This window comes from Vibrio sp. B7, assembly GCF_963888765.1.
Classification (GTDB): domain Bacteria; phylum Pseudomonadota; class Gammaproteobacteria; order Enterobacterales; family Vibrionaceae; genus Vibrio; species Vibrio anguillarum.
Genome location: NZ_CAWPKR010000005.1, coordinates 71714 through 93078, shown reverse-complemented (window position 1 = coordinate 93078; position 21365 = coordinate 71714). Strand labels below are relative to the sequence as shown.

The 21365-nt window shown below is 45.6% G+C and carries 21 protein-coding genes; 8 read left to right on the top strand and 13 right to left on the bottom strand.

The window, feature by feature from the left end; all coding sequences use genetic code 11:
- Positions 1-165: 165 nt before the first annotated feature.
- A complete protein-coding gene (locus AACV32_RS03355; protein ID WP_019281856.1) occupies positions 166-399 on the bottom strand; it encodes a hypothetical protein in 234 nt (77 codons plus the stop codon).
- 85 nt (positions 400-484) lie between these two features.
- Between AACV32_RS03355 and AACV32_RS03350 the strand changes: the two genes are divergently transcribed.
- Positions 485-1129 carry a LysR substrate-binding domain-containing protein gene (locus AACV32_RS03350; RefSeq protein WP_249339521.1) on the top strand — a complete coding sequence of 215 codons (645 nt, stop codon included), beginning with the start codon at positions 485-487 and terminating at the stop codon, positions 1127-1129.
- Between the two features lie 142 nt (positions 1130-1271).
- Here AACV32_RS03350 and AACV32_RS03345 read toward each other — a convergent pair whose 3' ends face one another.
- From AACV32_RS03345 to AACV32_RS03335, 3 genes are all read right to left on the bottom strand, one after another.
- Positions 1272-2021, bottom strand: coding sequence for a substrate-binding periplasmic protein (locus tag AACV32_RS03345; RefSeq protein WP_019281860.1), 750 nt, complete (start codon positions 2019-2021; stop codon positions 1272-1274).
- Positions 2022-2218: 197 nt separating this feature from the next.
- The gene (gene tdh, locus AACV32_RS03340; RefSeq protein WP_019281861.1) at positions 2219-3250 is read right to left on the bottom strand and encodes an L-threonine 3-dehydrogenase; all 1032 of its coding nucleotides are present in this window, start codon (positions 3248-3250) and stop codon (positions 2219-2221) included.
- Positions 3247-4443, bottom strand: a complete 1197-nt coding sequence (locus AACV32_RS03335; RefSeq protein WP_094125045.1) for a glycine C-acetyltransferase — start codon at positions 4441-4443, stop codon at positions 3247-3249. The genes tdh and AACV32_RS03335 overlap by 4 nt, the downstream gene beginning before the upstream one ends.
- A gap of 174 nt (positions 4444-4617) precedes the next feature.
- On the opposite strand from AACV32_RS03335, the gene AACV32_RS03330 reads away from it, so the two are divergent.
- Together AACV32_RS03330 and gloA2 are read left to right on the top strand one after the other, a co-directional pair.
- A complete protein-coding gene (locus tag AACV32_RS03330; RefSeq protein ID WP_094127192.1) occupies positions 4618-5541 on the top strand; it encodes a LysR family transcriptional regulator in 924 nt (307 codons plus the stop codon).
- A gap of 9 nt (positions 5542-5550) precedes the next feature.
- Positions 5551-5934 (top strand): SMU1112c/YaeR family gloxylase I-like metalloprotein, encoded by a 384-nt coding sequence (gene gloA2 / locus AACV32_RS03325; protein ID WP_017046047.1) that lies wholly within the window; start codon positions 5551-5553, stop codon positions 5932-5934.
- A 29-nt stretch (positions 5935-5963) separates the two neighbouring features.
- On the opposite strand, the gene AACV32_RS03320 is transcribed toward gloA2, so the two are convergent.
- On the bottom strand, positions 5964-6329 hold the full coding sequence (locus tag AACV32_RS03320; protein WP_026028259.1) for a hypothetical protein: 366 nt from the start codon (positions 6327-6329) through the stop codon (positions 5964-5966).
- A 344-nt stretch (positions 6330-6673) separates the two neighbouring features.
- Here AACV32_RS03320 and uhpT point away from each other — a divergent pair, with 344 nt between their 5' ends.
- The 4 genes from uhpT to AACV32_RS03300 all read left to right on the top strand — a co-directional run bounded on the left by uhpT (position 6674) and on the right by AACV32_RS03300 (position 11758).
- Positions 6674-8068, top strand: a complete 1395-nt coding sequence (gene uhpT, locus AACV32_RS03315; protein WP_013868016.1) for a hexose-6-phosphate:phosphate antiporter — start codon at positions 6674-6676, stop codon at positions 8066-8068.
- Between the two features lie 195 nt (positions 8069-8263).
- On the top strand, positions 8264-8869 hold the full coding sequence (uhpA, locus tag AACV32_RS03310; RefSeq protein WP_026028260.1) for a transcriptional regulator UhpA: 606 nt from the start codon (positions 8264-8266) through the stop codon (positions 8867-8869).
- Complete coding sequence (uhpB, locus tag AACV32_RS03305; RefSeq protein WP_170895661.1) at positions 8869-10404, top strand: signal transduction histidine-protein kinase/phosphatase UhpB; 1536 nt, start codon at positions 8869-8871, stop codon at positions 10402-10404. The genes uhpA and uhpB overlap by 1 nt, the downstream gene beginning before the upstream one ends.
- 19 nt (positions 10405-10423) lie before the next feature.
- Positions 10424-11758: an MFS transporter gene (locus AACV32_RS03300; RefSeq protein ID WP_170895660.1), complete on the top strand. Its 1335-nt coding sequence runs from the start codon at positions 10424-10426 to the stop codon at positions 11756-11758.
- Positions 11759-11804: 46 nt separating this feature from the next.
- On the opposite strand, the gene AACV32_RS03295 is transcribed toward AACV32_RS03300, so the two are convergent.
- Entirely contained in the window at positions 11805-12191 is a 387-nt protein-coding gene (locus AACV32_RS03295) for a cytochrome b562 (protein ID WP_013868020.1), read from the bottom strand.
- Positions 12192-12289: 98 nt separating this feature from the next.
- Positions 12290-13033, bottom strand: a complete 744-nt coding sequence (locus tag AACV32_RS03290; protein ID WP_013868021.1) for a phosphatase — start codon at positions 13031-13033, stop codon at positions 12290-12292.
- 189 nt (positions 13034-13222) lie between these two features.
- Here AACV32_RS03290 and AACV32_RS03285 point away from each other — a divergent pair, with 189 nt between their 5' ends.
- Entirely contained in the window at positions 13223-16099 is a 2877-nt protein-coding gene (locus AACV32_RS03285; protein ID WP_306690713.1) for an HD domain-containing phosphohydrolase, read from the top strand.
- Here AACV32_RS03285 and trmY read toward each other — a convergent pair.
- The 6 genes from trmY to arsB all read right to left on the bottom strand — a co-directional run bounded on the left by trmY (position 16096) and on the right by arsB (position 21350).
- Positions 16096-16695, bottom strand: a complete 600-nt coding sequence (gene trmY, locus AACV32_RS03280; RefSeq protein WP_170895658.1) for a tRNA (pseudouridine(54)-N(1))-methyltransferase TrmY — start codon at positions 16693-16695, stop codon at positions 16096-16098. The genes AACV32_RS03285 and trmY overlap by 4 nt on opposite strands.
- Before the next feature lie 79 nt (positions 16696-16774).
- On the bottom strand, positions 16775-18007 hold the full coding sequence (gene arsJ, locus AACV32_RS03275; protein WP_170895657.1) for an organoarsenical effux MFS transporter ArsJ: 1233 nt from the start codon (positions 18005-18007) through the stop codon (positions 16775-16777).
- 42 nt (positions 18008-18049) lie between these two features.
- Positions 18050-18547, bottom strand: coding sequence for a cyclin-dependent kinase inhibitor 3 family protein (locus tag AACV32_RS03270; protein WP_170895656.1), 498 nt, complete (start codon positions 18545-18547; stop codon positions 18050-18052).
- A gap of 12 nt (positions 18548-18559) precedes the next feature.
- Positions 18560-19561 carry an ArsJ-associated glyceraldehyde-3-phosphate dehydrogenase gene (locus AACV32_RS03265; RefSeq protein WP_170888552.1) on the bottom strand — a complete coding sequence of 334 codons (1002 nt, stop codon included), beginning with the start codon at positions 19559-19561 and terminating at the stop codon, positions 18560-18562.
- Between the two features lie 21 nt (positions 19562-19582).
- Entirely contained in the window at positions 19583-19924 is a 342-nt protein-coding gene (locus AACV32_RS03260) for a metalloregulator ArsR/SmtB family transcription factor (RefSeq protein WP_013868027.1), read from the bottom strand.
- A gap of 367 nt (positions 19925-20291) precedes the next feature.
- Complete coding sequence (gene arsB, locus AACV32_RS03255) at positions 20292-21350, bottom strand: ACR3 family arsenite efflux transporter (protein ID WP_017048957.1); 1059 nt, start codon at positions 21348-21350, stop codon at positions 20292-20294.
- Positions 21351-21365: the final 15 nt, after the last annotated feature.

Sequence of the window (21365 nt, the reverse complement as noted above, 5' to 3'; positions counted from 1 at the left end):
GGAGGAGAATCAATGAGAAAACTGGCGCAATCCGAACACTTAGAGTAAAAATAGGGAAAGAGAAAAAGTGCTGGTTAAGGTGTTCGGAATAAACCGAAACAAGCGTTCGCAATCACCGAAATACGCAAACAAATTGATCACTTTTATCTCACTACCCCATTGCTGCTATGATTTAGGAGTAAATAGTATTTCCTTGCTGATGACCTTCATTCCATATGGCGTACTTTCAAGAATACGTCGTTCGCCGTTTGATATGTATTCCTTAATAGTAAAAGAGTCACGCTCTTTTACTATTTCACTGAACTGCTCCAATAGCAGGCTTCCATCGTGACCTATTGCCTCAGCACTTGCCAAAAGCTTTTCATTACAACAAATTTCAATTCGGTGGATTATCTGCATACTGATTTACCTACGTTTATGCCTAGCTATAGTCTGCACTAGGCCAAGTTTGTGTGAACACTTCGGATTATGAACTTTCTGGCTCATGCTATGTACTGATGAACTTTTCCACTCTGGTTTTAACCGAAAACCGGGAGTGGTAGAGTATTTTGAACCTCCCAATGCATTGATGGATAGTTTAGTGGTTCCCGTTATTGCTGATTTGATGAAGACCTATCCAAAGCTGAAACCAGAGCTAATTTGTGATGATCAGCACCTTGATTTAATAGCCCACGATATCGATATTGCCATCAGAATTGGGTCCTCACATGATAGTAATATTAAACAAAAACGCATTGGTGAGTTTAGGGATGTTCTATGCGGAGTGTCAGAAAAGACATATAATATCAATGAATTGCCATATATTGCTAATGTTTGGCAAGCAGAGAAAATAATACACCAATTTCACCACACTAGCGGTACATCTTTCATTTATACTAAACATGCAAATTGTATTGCAAATTCATTTCATAGCTGCCTATCTTTGATTCGTTCCGGTGCTGGTATTGGTATTATTCCTGATTTTTATTTAACTGAAATGGAGCACAATCTAGTGAACTTAATGCCCGAATACACTTTACCTCTCAACACCGTCTACACCTTAACTCCGTTCGCAAGCCACGTTCCCTCTATAGTCAAACTATGTATTCATAATTTAGAGCAGTGCTTGGCAATCAAACTGTCTAAATAAATGCTTTGCTCCACTATTTAAGAAAGAAATTAATACATTAAAAGACCACATAGTCAGGCCATCTTGAACGGTGGATAAAAATCTACCGCTCAAGCTAGATTTACAGCAAACGTCTCACACTGCTTTCGGAACCGCTTTTTATTTATTTCGACAAATAATCCGCCATGATTTTTTCCACATCAATACGACTTAACCCGTCATTGAGAATATTTTTCCAACGCTCGCCTTCTGGATTATTGGTAAAAGCAACATGCAGCGACTTTTCCACCAGCAATTGGCTGTTCATTTGTAAATTGGCTTTTATAGGATCAATCGCTGGCGTATTTTCTAACAAATATTGAAAAACATTACTATCAATCACCGCAAGTGAGATCCGTCCATGGCCGACTTTCGCGAGATTCTGACTGTCGCTGCTGACCGCTTCTGATTTTAGCTCTCCAGTTGCGATCATTTGATCCAATTCTTCGGTGTTAACATAGCCCCGCACCACACCAATTTTATATGGTTTTAGATCGGATAAACTCGCCCAAGTTACAGGGGTTGCACTATTTTCAACAAACCCAAGTGGACCTAAACCAATCGAGTTAGAAAAGAGAATATCTTTAGATTCAAATAAGTATTCTGGAAAATATCCTGCATACTGAGCATCATTAGTCGCTAAGTATACAGCCCTCTCCCAAGGATAAAATTCAACTTTAAGTTCATGCCCCATAGCTTGAATCGCAGCAGAGACAACCGCAATCGAGGCTCCATTTTGCATAAGTTTGGGTGATGAATAAGGCGGCCATTCAAGTGAGGTAAGCGTTAACACATCAGCTTTGACCGAGAATGATGAAAATTGACTAACTAGCAATAGCGCACAGCCAGCTAGCGACGGTTTAAGAAGTTGCATGAATAGTTTCCTTTCTGAGGTGTATTTCCATTTAGCATAGTTAAGCTTTGAAAATTTACGAAAAATTTCGTGAAAGGAGCAAAAGAGATAGATTCGATAGTGTCAATTAGATCAGGGATAACAATTAAACTTCGTAATAGAAATTTATAGAATAAAGGGGCTAAAAAGCCCCTTCATGCTGTTAGTAGATTAGTGAGTTACTGCCAATCAAGGATAACTTTGCCAGAAAGCCCGCTGCGCATAGCATCGAAGCCCGTTTGGAAGTCATCAATTTTGTAATGGTGAGTGATGATCGGCGTTAAATCGAGGCCAGATTGGATCAGGCTCGCCATCTTATACCAAGTTTCGAACATTTCACGGCCATAGATACCTTTGATCACCAAACCTTTGAAGATCACTTGGTTCCAATCGATCGCCATATCTGAAGGTGGGATACCTAATAAAGCAATACGACCACCGTGATTCATGGTTTTCAGCATAGAACTAAAGGCACTCGGTACGCCTGACATTTCAAGGCCGACGTCAAAACCTTCTGTCATGCCAAGTTCACTCATGACCTCTTCTAACTTTTGTTCCGCAACATTCACGGCGCGTGTCACGCCCATTTTGCGTGCAAGCTCAAGACGATATTCGTTGACATCGGTGATCACCACATGGCGCGCACCAACGTGTTTCGCCACTGCGGCCGCCATGATACCGATTGGACCAGCACCAGTGATCAGCACATCTTCGCCGACTAAATCAAATGACAATGCGGTATGTACCGCGTTACCAAATGGGTCAAAAATCGAGGCTAGATCATCGGAAATACCATCTGGGATCTTGAAAGCATTAAATGCAGGGATAACTAAGTATTCAGAAAATGCACCAGTGCGGTTCACACCAACACCCACAGTATTACGACATAAGTGAGTACGACCACCACGGCAATTTCGACAATGGCCGCAAGTAATGTGACCTTCGCCAGACACGCGATCACCTAATTCAAAACCGCGAACTTCTTGACCAATGCCAACCACTTCACCGACGTATTCATGGCCAACCACCATTGGCACTGGGATGGTTTTTTGTGACCACTCATCCCAGTTATAGATGTGAACATCGGTGCCACAAATTGCGGTTTTCTTAATTTTAATCAGCAGATCGTTGTGACCAAGTTCAGGCATTGGCACTTCGGTCATCCAAATGCCTTGCTCTGGTTTGAGTTTGGATAATGCTTTAATTTTCATTTAATGAGCCCCATTTCTTGGCCAACAGCAATAAACGCATCAATGGCGTGGTCGAGTTGCTCGCGGCTATGCGCGGCTGACATTTGTGTACGAATACGAGCTTGGCCTTTGGGCACAACAGGGAACGAGAAACCAACAACATAAATGCCCTTAGCTAGTGCTCGTTCTGCAAACTCTGCTGCAACGATGGCATCGCCGAGCATAATCGGGATGATGGCGTGATCCGCGCCACCCATAGTGAACCCCGCGCCTTCCATACGAGTACGGAAATGCGCGGCGTTATCCCAAAGTTGGTCGCGAAGCGCGGCGCTTTCTGCCAGTAAATCCAGCACGCGAATCGATGCTGCAACAATCGCTGGCGCAACCGAATTAGAGAATAAATAAGGACGTGAACGTTGACGAAGCCAATCAATCACCTCTTTTTTACCGGAAGTGTAGCCACCTGAAGCACCACCCATCGCTTTACCAAGGGTACCGGTGATGATATCAATACGGTCAATCACATCATGGTATTCATGCGTGCCACGGCCATTTGCACCCATAAATCCAACCGCGTGTGAATCATCCACCATGACGAGCGCGTTGTATTGATCGGCTAAATCACAAATCGCGGGCAAGTTTGCGACTACGCCATCCATTGAGAATACACCATCCGTTACGATGAGCTTATTACGAGCGCCCGCCGCATCGGCTGCGATCAACTGCTGTTCCAACTCTTGCATGTTATTGTTGGAGTAACGAAAACGCATCGCTTTACATAAACGCACACCATCAATGATTGAGGCATGGTTCAACGCGTCAGAGATAATCGCGTCTTCTTTATCTAAAATAGTTTCAAATAAACCGGTGTTTGCATCAAAACATGAGGTGTAAAGAATCGTATCTTCTTTACCTAAGAATTGAGAGAGCTTCTGTTCCAGTTGCTTATGAATATCTTGCGTACCACAGATGAAACGTACCGAAGCCATACCAAAGCCGTGACTGTCCATGCCTTGCTTCGCCGCTTCAACCAACGCAGGGTGATTAGCCAAACCAAGGTAGTTGTTGGCACAGAAGTTCAACACTTCTTCACCAGTAGAAATTTCGACCGCCGCTTGTTGTTGCGAGGTAATCACACGTTCAGATTTATACAGACCTTCCGCTTTGATTTCCTCAAGCTGGTTTTGGATCTGTTGATAAAATGCAGAAGACATTGCTACGTCCTTATTTTTATATAGCGCAATAGCTATGGTGTAGGGCAGCCTAAACGAAAATAGACCCTTCATTTACACTGTAAAATCGCTTAATGGTATTTTAGTTGATCCCATTTACGACTATTATCCCATGACATGGAAAACCATTAGTGAACTTCAGGCACAAATACAATTATGATCACGCATCGTCTTATCGCCCTGCTGCCTGATTTAGCGGCTTTCATTCTCGTCGTCAATGAAGGTAGCTTTACGGCAGCCGCTCAAAAGCTGGGGGTAACACCTTCGGCATTAAGTAAATTGATTACCCGTTTAGAACAAGCACTATCAGTGAAGTTATTTGAGCGAACCACGCGCCAACTCTTAATCACTCAGGCAGGAAAGCGCGTTTATGATCAAAGTCTGTTGATGGTCAACGCTGCGCAGCAAGCGGTTGAGCTTTCAACCTCTGACCACACCGAACCTGCAGGCGCACTCACTGTTGCGGCACCTGAAGCATTTTTGAACTCAGTTCTGCAACCCCTTGTGCTTCCTTTTCTAACTCAATACCCTGAAATTCAACTTAAGCTGAGAGCTGCAGATGGTGCGATCGATTTATTCAAACACAATATTGATGTGGCGTTTAAACTGACTGATAAGCCAGATGAAAACTTGGTATTGCGTGAAATTGGCAAAACCCACTTAGTGTTGTGCGCCAGCCCAGAATATATAGCGGCCAGAGGCACGCCCACCCACCCTACCGAATTAACGGATCACGACTGCTTGTATCTTGCCGAAACCGAGCGTGACCATCTCTGGGATTTTCATAAAGAAGATGAGTTCCATACAGTGGCCGTCTCAGGCCGCTATGCAGTAAACCACTCACAAATGCGTTTGAACGGCGTGAAAAATGGCTTAGGTATCGGCATCTTCCATGATTTTGTCATTCAGCAAGCGCTCGTTGAAGGCAGCGTCGTCCGACTATTAGCCGATTGGACGATCAAAAGTAATTACTACGGCTCGATTGCCATGCAATATCCGCAAACCAAGTACATGCCAGCAAGGCTGCGGGTGTTCATTGATTACGTCACTGAACATTTGGTCAGCCAACTCAACAAATAAAGGGTCATCATGCTAAAACGAATCCACCACGCGGCAATTATTTGTTCAGACTACGCACGTTCCAAAGCGTTTTATACTCAGATCTTAGGGCTGCCTGTTATTGCTGAAAATTACCGCGCCGCTCGCGATTCATACAAGCTGGATCTTGCTCTGCCCGATGGCGGACAAATTGAGCTGTTCTCATTTCCAAATACACCACCAAGACCAAGCTTCCCTGAAGCTCAAGGGCTACGACATTTAGCGTTTGTGGTGGACAGTGTCAGTGAAGTCAAAGCGTATTTAGAGGAAAAAGGCGTCATCGTCGAACCCATCCGCGTTGATGAGTTCACTGGTCGCGAATACACATTTTTCGCCGACCCAGATGGTTTACCGTTAGAGCTTTATTCTGAATAGTGAATAGAGGAAGGAATCAAGGCTATTTTCTAACGCCAGTACAACAGATTAAATAATGGTGGCGCACGAGGAACTTGTTTTTCAAATCGTACACTTAGAGCCAAAAAAGTGTAGCTGTCTGAAACAAACAAGTTCAGTCGTGTCAGTAAAGGTGTCGTTGGAAGTGAATCTTGATGAAAGGTGGAGAAATGAGCAAAGGGACAGGGTTTCGTATGCTGTGTCTGTACTTTTCCCTCTTCAATTTGAACCAGCTCAAAACCATTAATGGTGCACAGTGTGGCCCAAACCCCCGCCGTATTGCCATGCGCGTTTATTACAGGCATAAGCGACACCAGCACCCAACTGAGCGCGCTGGTGAGCAACATTATTCTGTTAAAACGGTTTAGGCGAATCATAGCAACACTCAATTTTTTCTTGTCGACACTATATAACGCAATGATAAAAATAACAGTGCGGCAGCGCTAAAAACTTAACAAATACCCTCAAGTTCGCTACAAATCGTTAGCTTAAAGACGACGTTTCAAGATGCATATCAATGTGACTCCATTCACGCTTTGTCTATCAATCCACCCAAACTAGGAAATATTCCTAACTCAGTTAGGCCATGCCCTCAAGTCAATCGCCAAGCCGATTTTTACAATCACTCTATGATGCAGCCAGACGGTTGCTAGCCATTCGACTCTGGTGTGAATTGACTAACAACAGAGATTTCTTTGACGTGATTTTCTAAGGATTTCACATGCTAAAACTTTTGCAACAGGTTCGGCTACCGACCCTCGATCTCCCCGCAGCAGAACGCCGTAAAATGTGGTTCAAACCATTTTTACAATCATACCTTGTGGTGTTTATTGGCTACATGGCGATGTATTTAGTGCGCAAAAACTTCAACGTTGCACAAAACGATATGATTTCAACCTACGGCTTGTCGATGACACAGCTAGGGCTGATTGGTCTTGGTTTCTCCATCACTTACGGGATTGGTAAGACAGTGGTCTCTTACTACGCCGATGGCAAGAACACGAAACAGTTCCTACCTTTTATGCTGATCCTTTCTGGTATTGCAATGCTTGGATTTAGCATGAGCATGGGCGGTTCAAGCGTCAGCATTTTCCTAATGGTTGCTTTTTATGCGCTAAGCGGTTTTTTCCAAAGTACTGGTGGGCCATCAAGCTACTCCACTATCACCAAATGGACGCCCAAAAATAAACGCGGCACCTACTTGGGTTTATGGAATATGTCGCACAATGTCGGCGGCGCAGGTGCGGCAGGCGTAGCACTGTTTGGTGCAAACTATCTCTTTAATGGTCATGTTGTGGGCATGTTTGTGTTCCCATCAATCATCGCATTAGTGGTGGGTTTCATTGGTTTGCGTTACGGTAGTGACTCTCCTGAAGCATACGGTTTAGGTACGGTCGAAGAGTTGTTTGATGAAGCGGTCAGTGAGGAAGATATAGCCGCGGAAGAAAACCAAATGACCAAACGTGAGATCTTTGTTGAATACATTTTGAAAAACAAAGTGATTTGGTTACTCTGCTTTGCCAACATCTTTCTCTACATCGTGCGTATCGGCATCGACCAGTGGTCTACTGTGTATGCCTATCAAGAACTTGGTTTGTCAAAAGAAGCGGCCATTTCAGGCTTCACTCTCTTTGAAGTGGGCGCATTAGTCGGCACTTTAATGTGGGGTTATCTGTCCGATCTTGCTAATGGCCGCCGAGCTTTGGTCGCCTGTGTCTCTCTGGGACTCATCATTGTTGCGCTCGAATTCTATCAGCACGCCACCAGCGAGTTTATGTATCTCGCGTCACTGTTTGTGCTAGGTTTCCTTGTTTTTGGCCCACAATTACTGATTGGTGTTGCTGCGGTTGGCTTTGTGCCGAAAAAAGCGATCAGTGTCGCCGATGGCGTTAAGGGCACCTTTGCTTACTTAATTGGTGATAGTTTTGCCAAACTTGGCCTAGGTATGATCGCCGACGGTACACCGATTTTTGGCCTCACTGGCTGGAAGGGCACCTTTGCTGCGCTCGACACTTCAGCGATGATCTGTATCGTGCTGCTGATTTTTGTCGCTATCGCAGAAGAGCGTAAGATCCGCCATGAGAAAAGGCTAAAGCTGGCCGCAGCTGCCGCTTAGCTCCCAGCAAAATCAAACGCGATATTCTCTTTTATGAGTGTGTCGCGTTTTATTGTGCCACCCCTTCCTTTTTGACGCGCTAGACTCCTCTACAATGGCATCCATAGCAAAGGGATATATTGCTTGTTTAATTGCCTCTGTGGCGTTAGTTTAAGCTCCCTTTTTACTCAGGCAATATAAACAGCGGGGATTGTGATGATCAAAGTAGCACTAGTGGATGACCATATCGTGGTACGTTCAGGCTTTGCCCAACTCATGAACCTCGAAGACGACATTCAAGTGGTCGGCCAATTTAGCTCGGCGGCCGAAGCGCGCGCAGGGCTTCCCGGCACGGGGGCAAACGTCTGTATTCTTGATATTTCAATGCCTGATGAAAGCGGGCTGTCGCTGCTTCAAGATCTACCCTCAGGGATAGCTTGCATTATGCTGAGCGTTCACGATTCCGCGGCCATGGTCGAAAAAGCCTTGGAGGCTGGAGCAAGAGGCTACTTAAGCAAACGTTGTAGCCCAGATGAACTCATCCAAGCCGTACGAACCAGCGCCCATGGTGGTTGCTACTTAACACCCGATATTGCGCTTAAACTCACCTCTCCCAAGCGCGAGGCAAAGCTATTAGCACAGTTGACCAAACGTGAACGGCAAATCAGTGAAATGCTGGCTGCCGGGCTGGATGTGAAAGCGGTCGCCAATGAGCTTGGGCTTAGCCACAAAACCATTCATGTCCATCGCGCCAATGCCATGGATAAGTTAGGTGTGAGCAATAACGTGGCCTTAGCGAAATATTTTTCTGACTCATTCTAATGCCACGCTATTTTATTACGTCACTCTGCGCTTGGTTTCTGCTCTCTTGCAGTTGGTTTTGCTTGTGGGTTATCGCCTACTATTTTGTCAACGATCCGGAACTGGCGATCTTCTTCTTTCCTTTTGCTCTGCGTTTAGGCACTGCGCTGCACAGTCCACAACGTTACTGGCCCGCAATTTATGGTGCAGAATGGTGGCTGACGATTGCGCTCGCCATGCTAATGGAACAACCTCAATGGCTGACCGTACTCGCCGCCAGTATCGCAACGCTGCCCTTAAACCTGCTCGCCCAGCGCTACTACCACGGAAGTCAGTGGCGTCGCTTTATTGTAATGGGCGGGTTGATCCTCGCCAGCGCTATCATTAATACGCTGGCCACCACCTACCACGGCCATGCCGCGTCAATGGTGATGTTAGTCAGCATCACAGCTGGCTTAATGATTGTGCCAAGCTGCTATTTGATATGGAATTATCTTTTCCAAAGCACTTGGGTTCCACTGACGGCAAACTTAGTCTCTCGTCATATCGAATTTCGCACGCGTCACGTCTTACTCTACTCTTTACTATTTATTTTAAGCATTGCGCTGCAAATTGGTTTACCTGATGAACTTCGGCGTTTTGCGCCATTTTGTTTAGCCATCCCGATCATTTTGCTCGCTTTTCGCTACGGCTGGCAAGGTGCATTGCTCGGTACGCTGCTCAATAGCATTGCATTGATCGCGGCGCGCAGTGGTGTCTCTAATATGGAAGTCACGGATCTCCTGCTCTCTCTTTCAGCACAAAGTTTAACCGGCATTTTGCTGGGAATGGGTGTGCAGCGACAAAGAGATCTCAACACCAAGCTGCGCCAACAGCTTGATCGTAACCAAAATTTGTCCCGCCAATTAGTCAAAGCTGAAGAATCTGTTCGGCGCGATATTGCTCGCGAGCTGCACGATGAGATCGGTCAAAACATTACCGCTATCCGTACTCAAGCCAGCATTATTCAACGCGTCGAATCTCAGCCCGTCACCAGCAATTGTGCTAAAACCATTGAATCTCTCTCTTTAAATGTTTACGACACAACTAAAAGTTTGCTAACCCGTTTACGCCCTAAAACCTTAGATGATTTAGGCCTAGTCGAAGCACTGGATCAACTGCTGCGTGACCTTGAATTTGAGACGCACGGCATTAAAACCCAAGTGGTTTGGACGGGGAATTCAACCGCTCAACTGCAAAAGTTAAGTGATGCCACCAAGGTGACCCTTTATCGATTGTGCCAAGAGGCGCTCAATAATGCCTTGAAATACGCAGAAGCTAGCCACATTGTGATTGAGTTTTCGTTAGCAAGTGATGTCACACTGCGCATTCACGATGATGGCATCGGTTTCAAAGCACAAGCGCAGCTGAACGGCTTTGGTTTACGGGGGATGCGTGAGCGAGTCGAGGCATTGGGTGGCCACTTTCAGATTATTAGCCACTGTCAGTCTACAACAGCCAACCACGATCTAAGCGAGAATGGCACTCAGCTTACCGTCACACTGCCCCACTTATAATCGTGGAATATAAAGCACTATGATAAATTTTCTACGCTCTAAACCACCGCAACCGCTTCTTGCATCAGCGCAGGAGGTTAACCAGCAGTACCGTTATTGGCGCTTTCACATCATGATGGCGATGTATGTCGGTTATGCGCTTTTCTACTTCACGCGTAAAAGTTTGAATTACGCCATGCCCGCGATGATTGCTGACCTCGGTTTAGATAAGAGTGATATTGGCATCATGGGCACGTTGTTTTACATCACCTATGGTATCTCAAAATTTCTGTCCGGGATTTTGTCGGACCGCTCCAACCCGCGCTATTTTATGGGCCTAGGGTTAATGGCAACGGGTTTTATCAATATTCTGTTTGGCTTTTCAAGCTCAATCAGTATGTTCATCTTACTCTGGGTGCTCAATGCTTGGTTCCAAGGTTGGGGATGGCCTTCTTGCTCTAAACTCCTGACAACTTGGTATTCGCGCTCTGAACGTGGTTTTTGGTGGGCGTTATGGAATACCGCTCATAACGTGGGGGGCGCGTTGATCCCATTACTGGTTGGCTTTCTCACTTTCCATTTTAGTTGGCGCGAAGGTTTTATTGTACCGGGCTGTTTAGCCGTTATTGGTGGGGTTTTCTTATGTTGGCGATTGCGTGATAAACCAATGACCCAAGGTTTACCCAGCGTTGGTCAATGGCGTAATGACGCCCTTGAACTGGCGCAAGAAAATGAAGGCCTCGGTCTTAGTACCAAACAGATTTTGCACAAATATGTGTTAGGAAATAAGTACATTTGGTTACTCGCCTTGAGCTATGTACTGGTCTACATAGTGCGTACTGCCATCAATGATTGGGGAAATATCTACCTTACCGAGCAACAAGGCTATGATTTGATCACGGCTAATGGCGCACTTTCTCTGTTTGAAGTCGGTGGATTTATTGGATCGTTAGTCGCAGGCTGGGGCTCAGACAAACTGTTTGGCGGCAACCGTGGACCAATGAACCTGATTTTTTCAATGGGTATTTTTCTTTCGGTGGCAGCGCTGTGGCTGATGCCGTTAACGGGATTTGTATTCCAAGCCGCTGGCTTTTTTACGATTGGCTTTTTTGTCTTTGGCCCACAAATGTTAATTGGTATGGCCGCCGCGGAGTGTTCTCACAAAGATTCGGCTGGCGCAGCAACTGGGTTTGTCGGGTTATTTGCGTATATGGGCGCAGCGCTCGCCGGTTACCCGTTAGCCATTATTGTCGAGCAATTCGAATGGCGAGGTTTTTTTGTCACCATTTCTGTTTGCGCCGCTGTGATCGGCTTACTACTGCTGCCTTTCTTACAAGCTCAGTTTTCAGGCAGTGACCACCCCACGAACAATTGAACGTTATAGCCAATCCAACGTTATCGTGAGAGGGCCACAAAGCTGATTAACCAAATAAGCGCTTCCAGATACTTGGGTTACGCTGCTCGTGGTATTCAACACGCAGTTCGTCTACCGTCCGCAGCGTTTGTTGAGCTTGCTCTAAATTTCCTTGCTCAAGATCCACTTCGATTTTGTCTAATGCCACGGAAAGCTTATTAAACCCTTCTAAATAGAGATCTTGCTTCTCCGGTGGATAATTTCCCCGTTTTGACTCTTCAACCAACTGACTTAATCTCTCAATGGGTGCTTGCATTGTTTCAACGCTGGTCGCTTCTGCCGCTTGTTTAAATTCAAGCTTCATTTGTTTCATGTTCTGTTTTAAGTCAACATTAGCCGCCGACACGCTAGCCGCAAATAATGCACAAGCTGTTAATATCATTATTTTTTTCATAATTATTTCTTTTTATTCTGGCAAGAAGTGCCAAGTTTAATGGATCTCAAGATAAAAGAGGGACAAATTTTTGTCATTTTTTATGACCTCTTTACGGCTTATAGTGTTTGATATTCTGCGATCGCTTTTCGCCCGCGCAGTGCTAAAAAGGCCAGAAACTGCTCGACACTGTGCGTAATCACTTTCTCAGCAGCAATACCAACGTTCTCAAGCAGTTCACTGGCCAGTTGAAGTTGGCCGATATCTTGACAAAAATGGGCATCGCTGCCAGTGGTAACATAAGCACCATGTGCTTTCGCCACCTTAGCAATTTCATAACAGCGATCGACACTCCCTACCCTGCTGTGTCCTTTTAAGGTGCTGTTATTAATTTCTATCGCAACGTGATGCTGGGCGGCGCAGGCGATCACCTCATCAAAATCAAAATCGAAATTAGGGTTACCTAAGTGCCCTAGCGCATCCACTCGTCCACCTTTAATCACATTGATTAACGCTTCGGTATGCGCCGCTTTATCGGCAGGCTGAAATACGGGCTCATGAAAACTGGCGATAACCCAATCTAAGTTTTGATCAACCGAAGGGTGAACATCAATCTCGCCAGCACGATTCATGATGTTGGACTCAATGCCTCGGATAATGGCAACACCGTCTAAAAAGCGCGGCAAAATACGTTGATTGGAGAAGAACCAATAATGCGGCGCTCCAGGCATCGACTGCGCATGATCGGTTGTGCAAAACATTGCTAATCCATTTTCTTTAGCTGAACGCGCGTTTTCAATGAGCGTGCTGTAAGCGTGACCACTTGCATAAGTGTGGGTATGAGTATCAACGACAAGATTCATTTTAATTATTCCATTCCAACAGCGATGCTTCAGTGTAACAGCCTCGCTGATGGCACTTCAATCTAAGGGCGATATATTCACCATATCGACACTTTTTGACCGGATGAAAACACACCGATGTGAAATGGTTTTTTGCAACTTACCCACATTGAACAATACTTAGCAATGTCATCCAATTCGGAGTTGGTTATGAAACGACGTCGTTACTCACTGAGCATTCACATTACGAGTCTCTTTTTAGTGCTCGCCATGGTGATCGGCATTGTATTGATTGGCATAAGTTATCACCATAGTCAGCAACTACTGACGGTAAGTGCACAAGGATTAAGTAGCGAAAACAGCAAAAAACTGGAATCAGCATTTAAACAAAGTGCCGCACCTATCTTGACTACGCTCGATTTTTTAGCTTTTAGTAACGTAATTGATCAACCGGATAAAGTCATCTCGGACCCACGCCAACTCGCCACCGTTTGGCTGACCTTCCAACGTAATCCACAGTTAGTCGCGCTCTATTATTGTGACGAAGCCGGAGCTTGTACTACATTTCGCTCGCTGAGCTTTGATAAAGCCAAACAGCGTTTTAATGCCCCCGCGCAAGCTCAGCTATTGGCCCATTACACTCAAGTTGATGGCACTAACCGCTTTATCTATTTAGACCAGAACCTTGAAAGCCTGCTCGACAAACAAGATAACAATAATAAATTTGATCCTCGCGTGCGTCCTTGGTTTACCTCGGCAAGTCAAGATGGCGCGATACGCTTAACGGAACCTTATTTCTTTTTCTTCCTACAAACGAGCGGCGTCACACTGTCACGTAGATCGGCCGATGGAAAGAGTGTGCTTGGCGCCGATTTCACGCTTGACTCACTGTCAAAACAGATGAGTACGATGGGTTTTTCTGACAGTGCTCAGCTCATTTTGTTCGATAATCAATTTAGACCACTCGCCCAACACAATACTAAGTTCGAGCTACAACAAGATCCCTCACAGATTGCACAGCAGCTACAGCAAAGTACTTTTGCACCAATATTGAATCGGGTCAGCAGCCAAACTTTGTATGAAACGGTCAATATGAATGGCACAACGTGGTCGGTGACGTTAACGCCGGTACTTTTAAACGACAATGTACGCTTGTTGCTAGCAGAAGCGGTACCGCAAGACGATTTGATCGCAGATTTGCTCTCGATGCGAGATCAGCAGATTTTTGTCGCGTTAATCATGCTCGCTATCGCTTTTGCAGTAGTTGGTTTTGTGGCGCAAAGGCTCGCCAGCCCTTTAGGTAACCTAGTGCAATTGACCGACAACATCACGCGCTTTGAATTTAAAAAGACACGCTACCCAAAAAGCCGGATCCGCGAAGTTGCCAATTTAACCCAATCGATAGAGCTCATGGAGCATACACTGCACGACTTGCTGCGACTATTACGCGAAACCGCCAGCAACCAAGAATTCGGTGTGTTAGCCAAAACGATTACCCATCAAAGCTATTTGATCACTCGAGCTGAAACTATTTTGCTCTACACTTATGCCAACGAAAATAACCAATTTATCACCGCAGCAAACCACGCCATCATTCCCTTTAAGCTTGATATCAACCAGTTGTCTCAAGAGATGCCGTGGCTACTTTCTGAACTGCGCAAAGGCCAAACGGTTCACTTATCTAAAACCGATAATTCGATGCGTAAACATAAAGATGAGCTGTATAATTCTGATCTTTATCTTTTCCCACTGCTCAACCGAGACAAGCAGTTAGTTGGCGTATTAAACCTAGGCTACGAACGGGCCATCACTCCCGATCAGCAAGACAAACATGCATTTTTACGAGAGCTGCTCAGTTTTGCCGAAATCGCTAAAGACAATATCGACAAAATGCAACGGCAAAAGGAGATGCTCAACTCGTTTATTGAATTAATCGCATCAGCCATTGATACCAAATCCCCTTACACGGGCGGCCATTGTCAGCGAGTTCCTGAATTAACCAAAATGATCACTAAAGCGGCGGAAAACGATCGCACCTATTTCCCACAATTTTCCATGACCAATGAAGAGTGGGAAGAGCTCACTCTCGCCGCTTGGTTGCATGATTGTGGAAAAGTGACCACGCCTGAATATGTGATTGATAAAGCGACCAAATTAGAAACGATCTACGACAGAATTCACGAAATTAGAATGCGTTTTGAGCTGCTCAAATGTCAAGCTGAAACGGACTACTGGCAAGGTGTTGCGCAGGGCAAGAACGAGCCAGATCTCAAGCAGCAGTTGCTGACGAACCAACAAATCCTCGATGAGGAATTTGCTTTCGTCGCGCAGTGTAATATTGGCAGTGAGTTTATGAGCGATGATGACCTTTCCCGCTTAGAGCGAATTGCGCAAAGAGAGTGGAAACGGACCTTAGATGATCAACTCGGTACTTCTTGGATAGAGAACCAACGTGCAGGAGAGTCAAAACCATTGCCCACTATGGAGCGCTTGCTTGATGATAAACCCGTACATCAGTTGCACTGGGTGAACGGTTGCCGTCCACAAGATCTGTGGCAAGAAAACTTTATTTTACAACCGGGAGAACTGCGCTATAACCGAGGTGAGCTCTATAATTTGTCCATTCGCCGTGGCACGCTCACTAACGAAGAACGCTTCATGATTAATGATCACATTGTGCAAACCATCATGATGCTCAAGCGGCTACCTTATCCTGAACATATGAAAAACGTTCCTGATATTGCGGGAAGCCACCATGAACGAATGGATGGCGCGGGTTATCCAAGAGGTTTAAATGAAGAGCAGCTTTCCATCCCCGCTCGAGTAATGGCAATAGCCGATGTGTTTGAAGCACTGACCTCTAGCGATCGCCCCTATAAAAAAGCCAAAACGCTCAGCGAATCGATCGCGATCATGACCACCATGGCCACCACAGGCCATATTGATCCGAAGCTTTACTTACTCTTTTTAGAAAAAGAGATTTATCAAGACTATGCGGATCGGTTTTTACACTCCGATCAGCACAGCCCAATTGATAAAGAAGCACAGATAAAAAAAGTAAAAATGAGTTTGAAGAAGACTTTTTAAAGACCGCGAATATCTAACTCATTCTGGATCAGCACGATGCACTGCGAGGCAAACAGCATTCGAGGCCCAAGGCTGATTTTCTGTGTATTAAGGCGCTTTAAACTGTTCCAACTTTTTTTCGGCATCGGGATGTGGTCAGTAAGTAAAAAGCAGCTGTCGTCAGAAAATTGATGCTCACGGACACTTTCGCCTTTTTTATCCAGTAAATACAAGTGGTAACTTTCAGAAAGGCGTTGCACCAACTTTTCAAAACTGATGGTTTCAACCGTGAGTCCTTGCTCGACCTCTCGGGTTTGCTCTTTGCCCATACCCACGGAAACGTCTAAAGCATGGCCTATTTTGGTCAGCAAGGCTTGCTCGTGAAAACCACCGATATTATGCAACTGGCTCGACTCAAAACATAAAGTCCGCGAGAAATCTTGCGTACTTTCCAGCACCAAATAGATCACCACGTCATCACGATGCGACTGCGCGGTAAAAATAGCATTCATGAGCACGTGGGCCAAAATTTCGGTGTGGGCTTCTTGCCCAACAGAGGCTAAAAAAGTCTGTTTATCCGTGGAAGCGGCGCGGGCCCTTACAACAAAAGCTCTCATGTGACTGACTCAATTCATTCAATAAAGCACGGACTCTATCACAATCTCCATCTACTGGAATAGTGATCTGCTGGTGAAGCTACGGTTCGCTCGTCAACACAGCTTTGCTTTTCGGGAGCCCCAATGAAATGAGAGTGGTCAGCAGCAGAAAACCAAACGAAACCCACAAACACGCCGCTAATCCCCAAAGTTGGAAAACCCACCCGGAAAGCACGGTACCGATTAAACGCCCCATCGCGTTTGCCATGTAGTAAAAACCAACATCAAGCGATACACCATCCCCCTTGGCATAGCTCACGATCAAATAGGAATGCAGCGATGAGTTAATCGCAAAGACCGCGCCGAAAAGCAGTAACCCCGCGATGATCACGACTTCCGGATGCCACTGCGCTTGAATGCTGTAGGCGATCAAACCGGTAATCAGCGCCAATAGCGCCACCCAACCGAGCGCAGAGCGCCCATCTGGCACTTGGTCTGAAGCACTCCCCGTTATTTTAGGAGCAAACCCTTGGATCACGCCGTAGCCAATCACCCATAAGGCTAAAAAGCCGCCCACGGCACTGTGATCCCAACCAAAAACGCTGCCCAGATAAATGGGTAAGGCAATCACAAACCAAACGTCTCGCGCGCCAAATAAAAATAGGCGAGCCGCCGATAAAATATTCACGCTGCGCGATTTGGAGAAAATCTCTGAAAATTTCGGTTTGGTTTTGGCTTTGCCAATATCGGCTTGCAAGCTAAGCAAACTGCCGATAAAAACCAACAGCAATACCGCCGCCATAGCCGCTACCGCATATTGAAAGCCGATCCAAGAGAGCAAGACACCACCGAGAAAAAAGCCGGCCCCTTTTAGAGCGTTTTTTGAACCCGTAAGAATGGCTATCCACTTGTAGAGTGCGCCTTGTGCATTTTCAGGGACTAACGTTTTGATCGCACTTTTTGCACTCATTTTATTGAGATCTTTTGCGATACCCGATAACGCCTGCGCCGCCATCACCCAAGGAATGGTTAACCATGCAGCAGGTACAGCAAGCATCAAGAGCGCGAATATTTGCATGCCAAGGCCAATATTCATGGTGCGATTCAGCCCTAAACGCGCACCAAGCCAACCGCCAATCAGGTTCGTCACCACGCCAAAAAATTCATAAAAGAGAAACAAAGACGCAATCGCTAAGGTCGAATAACCCAAATCATAAAAATACAACACCACTAACATGCGCAGCGCGCCGTCAGTGACGGTAAAATTCCAATAATTAAAAGTCACTAGCATGTACTGGCGAACGTTTTGGTTGAGTTGAGACAGCATAATCACTCTCTTTGCAAAAGAGCCACCTAAGGCAGCTCTTTGGGACTGTTATTGATTAACAAATTGTTTGATGTACTCAACTTGTACATCTTTGGTAAACGCGCCCGGTCTTAATGATTGAACTTGAATAATAATGTTTTGCAGTTCCCAACCTTTCTCCAGCAATAAATGAGCAGCAAGTAAACCAGTACGACCCGATCCCCCCATGCAATGCATGGCAATCTTATCTCCCTTGGCAAGCGCCTGATGAAGTGACGGGGAGATACTTTGCCAATGCGTTTGAAACTGATGGTCGGGCGCGCAATCATCTTCAATTGGGGCGTGAAACCATTGTAGCCCCGCGTGCTCAACCACTTTAGGCAAGTCGCCAACGCCTTTCTCTTGCATCTCTTCGTGACTTAGAGCCGTCACCACAACGGTAACACCTTGAGATCTCAGTTGTTCAATACTCTCAACCAAAGGAAGATCTTTTGTCCCCGGGCAAGGCATCAATACCAAACCAGCGCTGTTTTCTGCAACAGGCAGTTCCCATGTAGGATGTGTCATTTCTTTGCTCCTTTATGCCAAACCGACTTTGCGTACTAATTCTGCGGTACGCGTTGCGTAACCCATTTCGTTATCATACCAAGCGTAAATTTTCACCATGCGCTTGCCCACCACCATGGTCGAGAGTGCGTCGACAATCGTTGAGCGTTGATCGCCTTTGTAATCAATCGACACCAGTGGGCGCGCTTCAAAACCGAGAATGCCTTTGAGCTCATTTTCTGAAGCCGCTTTCAGTAGCGCGTTGACTTCTTCCGCGCTGGTATCGCGTTTCACATCAAAAATAATGTCGGTTAACGAGGCATTGGCTAGCGGCACACGCACCGCGTGACCGTTAATTTTGTCTTTCAGATCGGGGAAGATTTCCACAATCGCTGTCGCAGAACCGGTTGTGGTCGGGATAAGGCTCATACCACACGCACGAGCGCGGCGTAGATCTTTATGCGGTGCATCCAAAATGGTTTGCGTGTTGGTTAAATCATGAATGGTCGTAAACGAGGAATGTTCAATACCCAGTTGCTCATGAATCACTTTGACGATAGGCGCAATGCAGTTGGTGGTGCAAGAAGCGGCCGTAACAATCTGATGTATTTGTGGATCAAAGATGTGGTCATTCACCCCAACCACGATATTGACAATCCCCGCTTCTTTTACCGGAGCCGATACCACCACGCGTTTGACACCTTGCGCGAGATACTGATTCAAAAACTCAGATTTGCGGTGTTTTCCCGTGGCTTCGATGACCACATCACAACCAGACCAATCCACATCATTGATCGCTTTTTGTTGTGAGGTACGAATAACCTTACCGTTGGCAATGATCGCATTACCGTCGCTTGTCACTTGGTGATGCCAACGGCCTTGTATTGAATCAAATTCGAGCAAATGAGCCAAGGTCGCCGCGTCACCCGCAACGTCGTTAATTTGCACAAATTCGATCTCTGGCCAATCAAATGACGCCCTTAATGCTAAACGACCAATGCGGCCAAATCCGTTAATTCCGACTTTAATCGACATCTTTATTTCCTTTTATCCCTTCTAAACACAGCATTCTGGGCGAGATTCCATCTCTGCCAGCCTTTGCATATCTTGTTGGTATTCTTTTTTCAGGCAGTTGGATTCCACCAGCCCTTGAATTTGTTTTTTCATCCATCCGGGTAGTTGGTCCGATAACCGATAAAACACCCATTGGCCTTGCCTTGTATCAACCACCACCCCACTGGAACGAAGTAGAGCCAGATGGCGAGAAATTTTCGGTTGGCTCTCATTTAACGCTTGTGTCAACTCGCCGACACACACTCGTTGCTCGCGCGCAATCATGAGTAAACAGCGCACTCGCGTTTCATCGGACAGCAATTTAAAAAACTGATGAGGTAGCATTTTACTTATCTCTGCATATGCGGATGTACATATGTATTATATAAAAAGAAATCGCTGTCAATAGAAAAGTTACCACTAAATAAAAGTTACCGCTGACTTTAGAGAACAATGCTAAGCGAGCAGTAAAATAGCTGATGGTATGTTGCAGGGCTTTTGTGGCATTTTGATTACAATCGATTTCCCAATAGATCTATTTTTGATACGTCTATCATACCCCGATGCATCGCAACATTGGGATCAAGAGTTCGTGCGTAGCAGAACATAGATGACGTTTCTAACTCATTCACAAACATTTCACATTTTCAAAACAGTCTACGGTTATGAAATTTAATGAGAAAAATATCCTGAAGTTCGGACTCAGAGAGCGCTAGTATTTCTTTTTCATTCGCAGCGCGACGTTGACCAAGGCAATCAACACCGGCACTTCAACCAAGGGCCCAATCACACCCGCAAATGCTTGATCGGAATTTAAACCGAACACGGCAATGGAGACCGCAATCGCCAGTTCAAAGTTGTTGCCTGATGAGGTAAAAGCAATTGAGGCATTTTGATCGTAAGGAATGCCCAGTTTTTTACCAATGAAAAAGCTGACAAAAAACATCACTAAGAAGTAAATCACTAAAGGGATGGCAACGCGTATCACGTCCATCGGCAGTTCAATGATCATCTCGCCTTTCAGGCTGAACATCAAAACTATCGTCGCTAGTAGTGCCACCAGCGTAATCGGTGAAATACGCGGAATAAACTCCTCGTTGTACCATTGCTCACCTTTCGCGGCCACCAACCATTTGCGGCTCAAAAAGCCAGCTAAAAATGGGATACCGAGATAAATCAGCACACTTTCGGCGATATCGAGAATGGTAATATCAACTACAAAACTCTCTAGCCCAAAATATGGCGGCAAAACAGTAATAAATAGCCACGCCATAAAACTGTAGGTGACGATTTGGAATGCGCTATTGAGCGCCACCAACGCTGCGCCGTACTCTTTGTTCCCACCGCTGATATCATTCCACACCAATACCATCGCGATGCAACGCGCCAGACCAATTAAGATCAGTCCGACCATATAACCGGGATAATCGCGTAAGAAAATGATCGCCAATGCAAACATCAAGATAGGCCCGACAATCCAGTTCATCACCAAAGAGAGTGTGATGGCGCGTTTATCACGAGTCACTTCACCTAGTAGGCTGTAATTCACTTTTGCCAGCGGTGGATACATCATCAAAATCAAACCGATCGCCAGCGGAATATTGGTCGAACCGACCGACATATTTTCATTCCATTGCGCTACTTGCGGAAAGAAGACACCGATCGCTACCCCTAACCCCATCGCAAGGAAAATCCACAAGGTTAAATAACGATCGAGAAAACTCATTTTTTCTGCTGCAGAGGCTTCTGCGCAGACAGGTAATTCACTCATACATCACATCTCTCG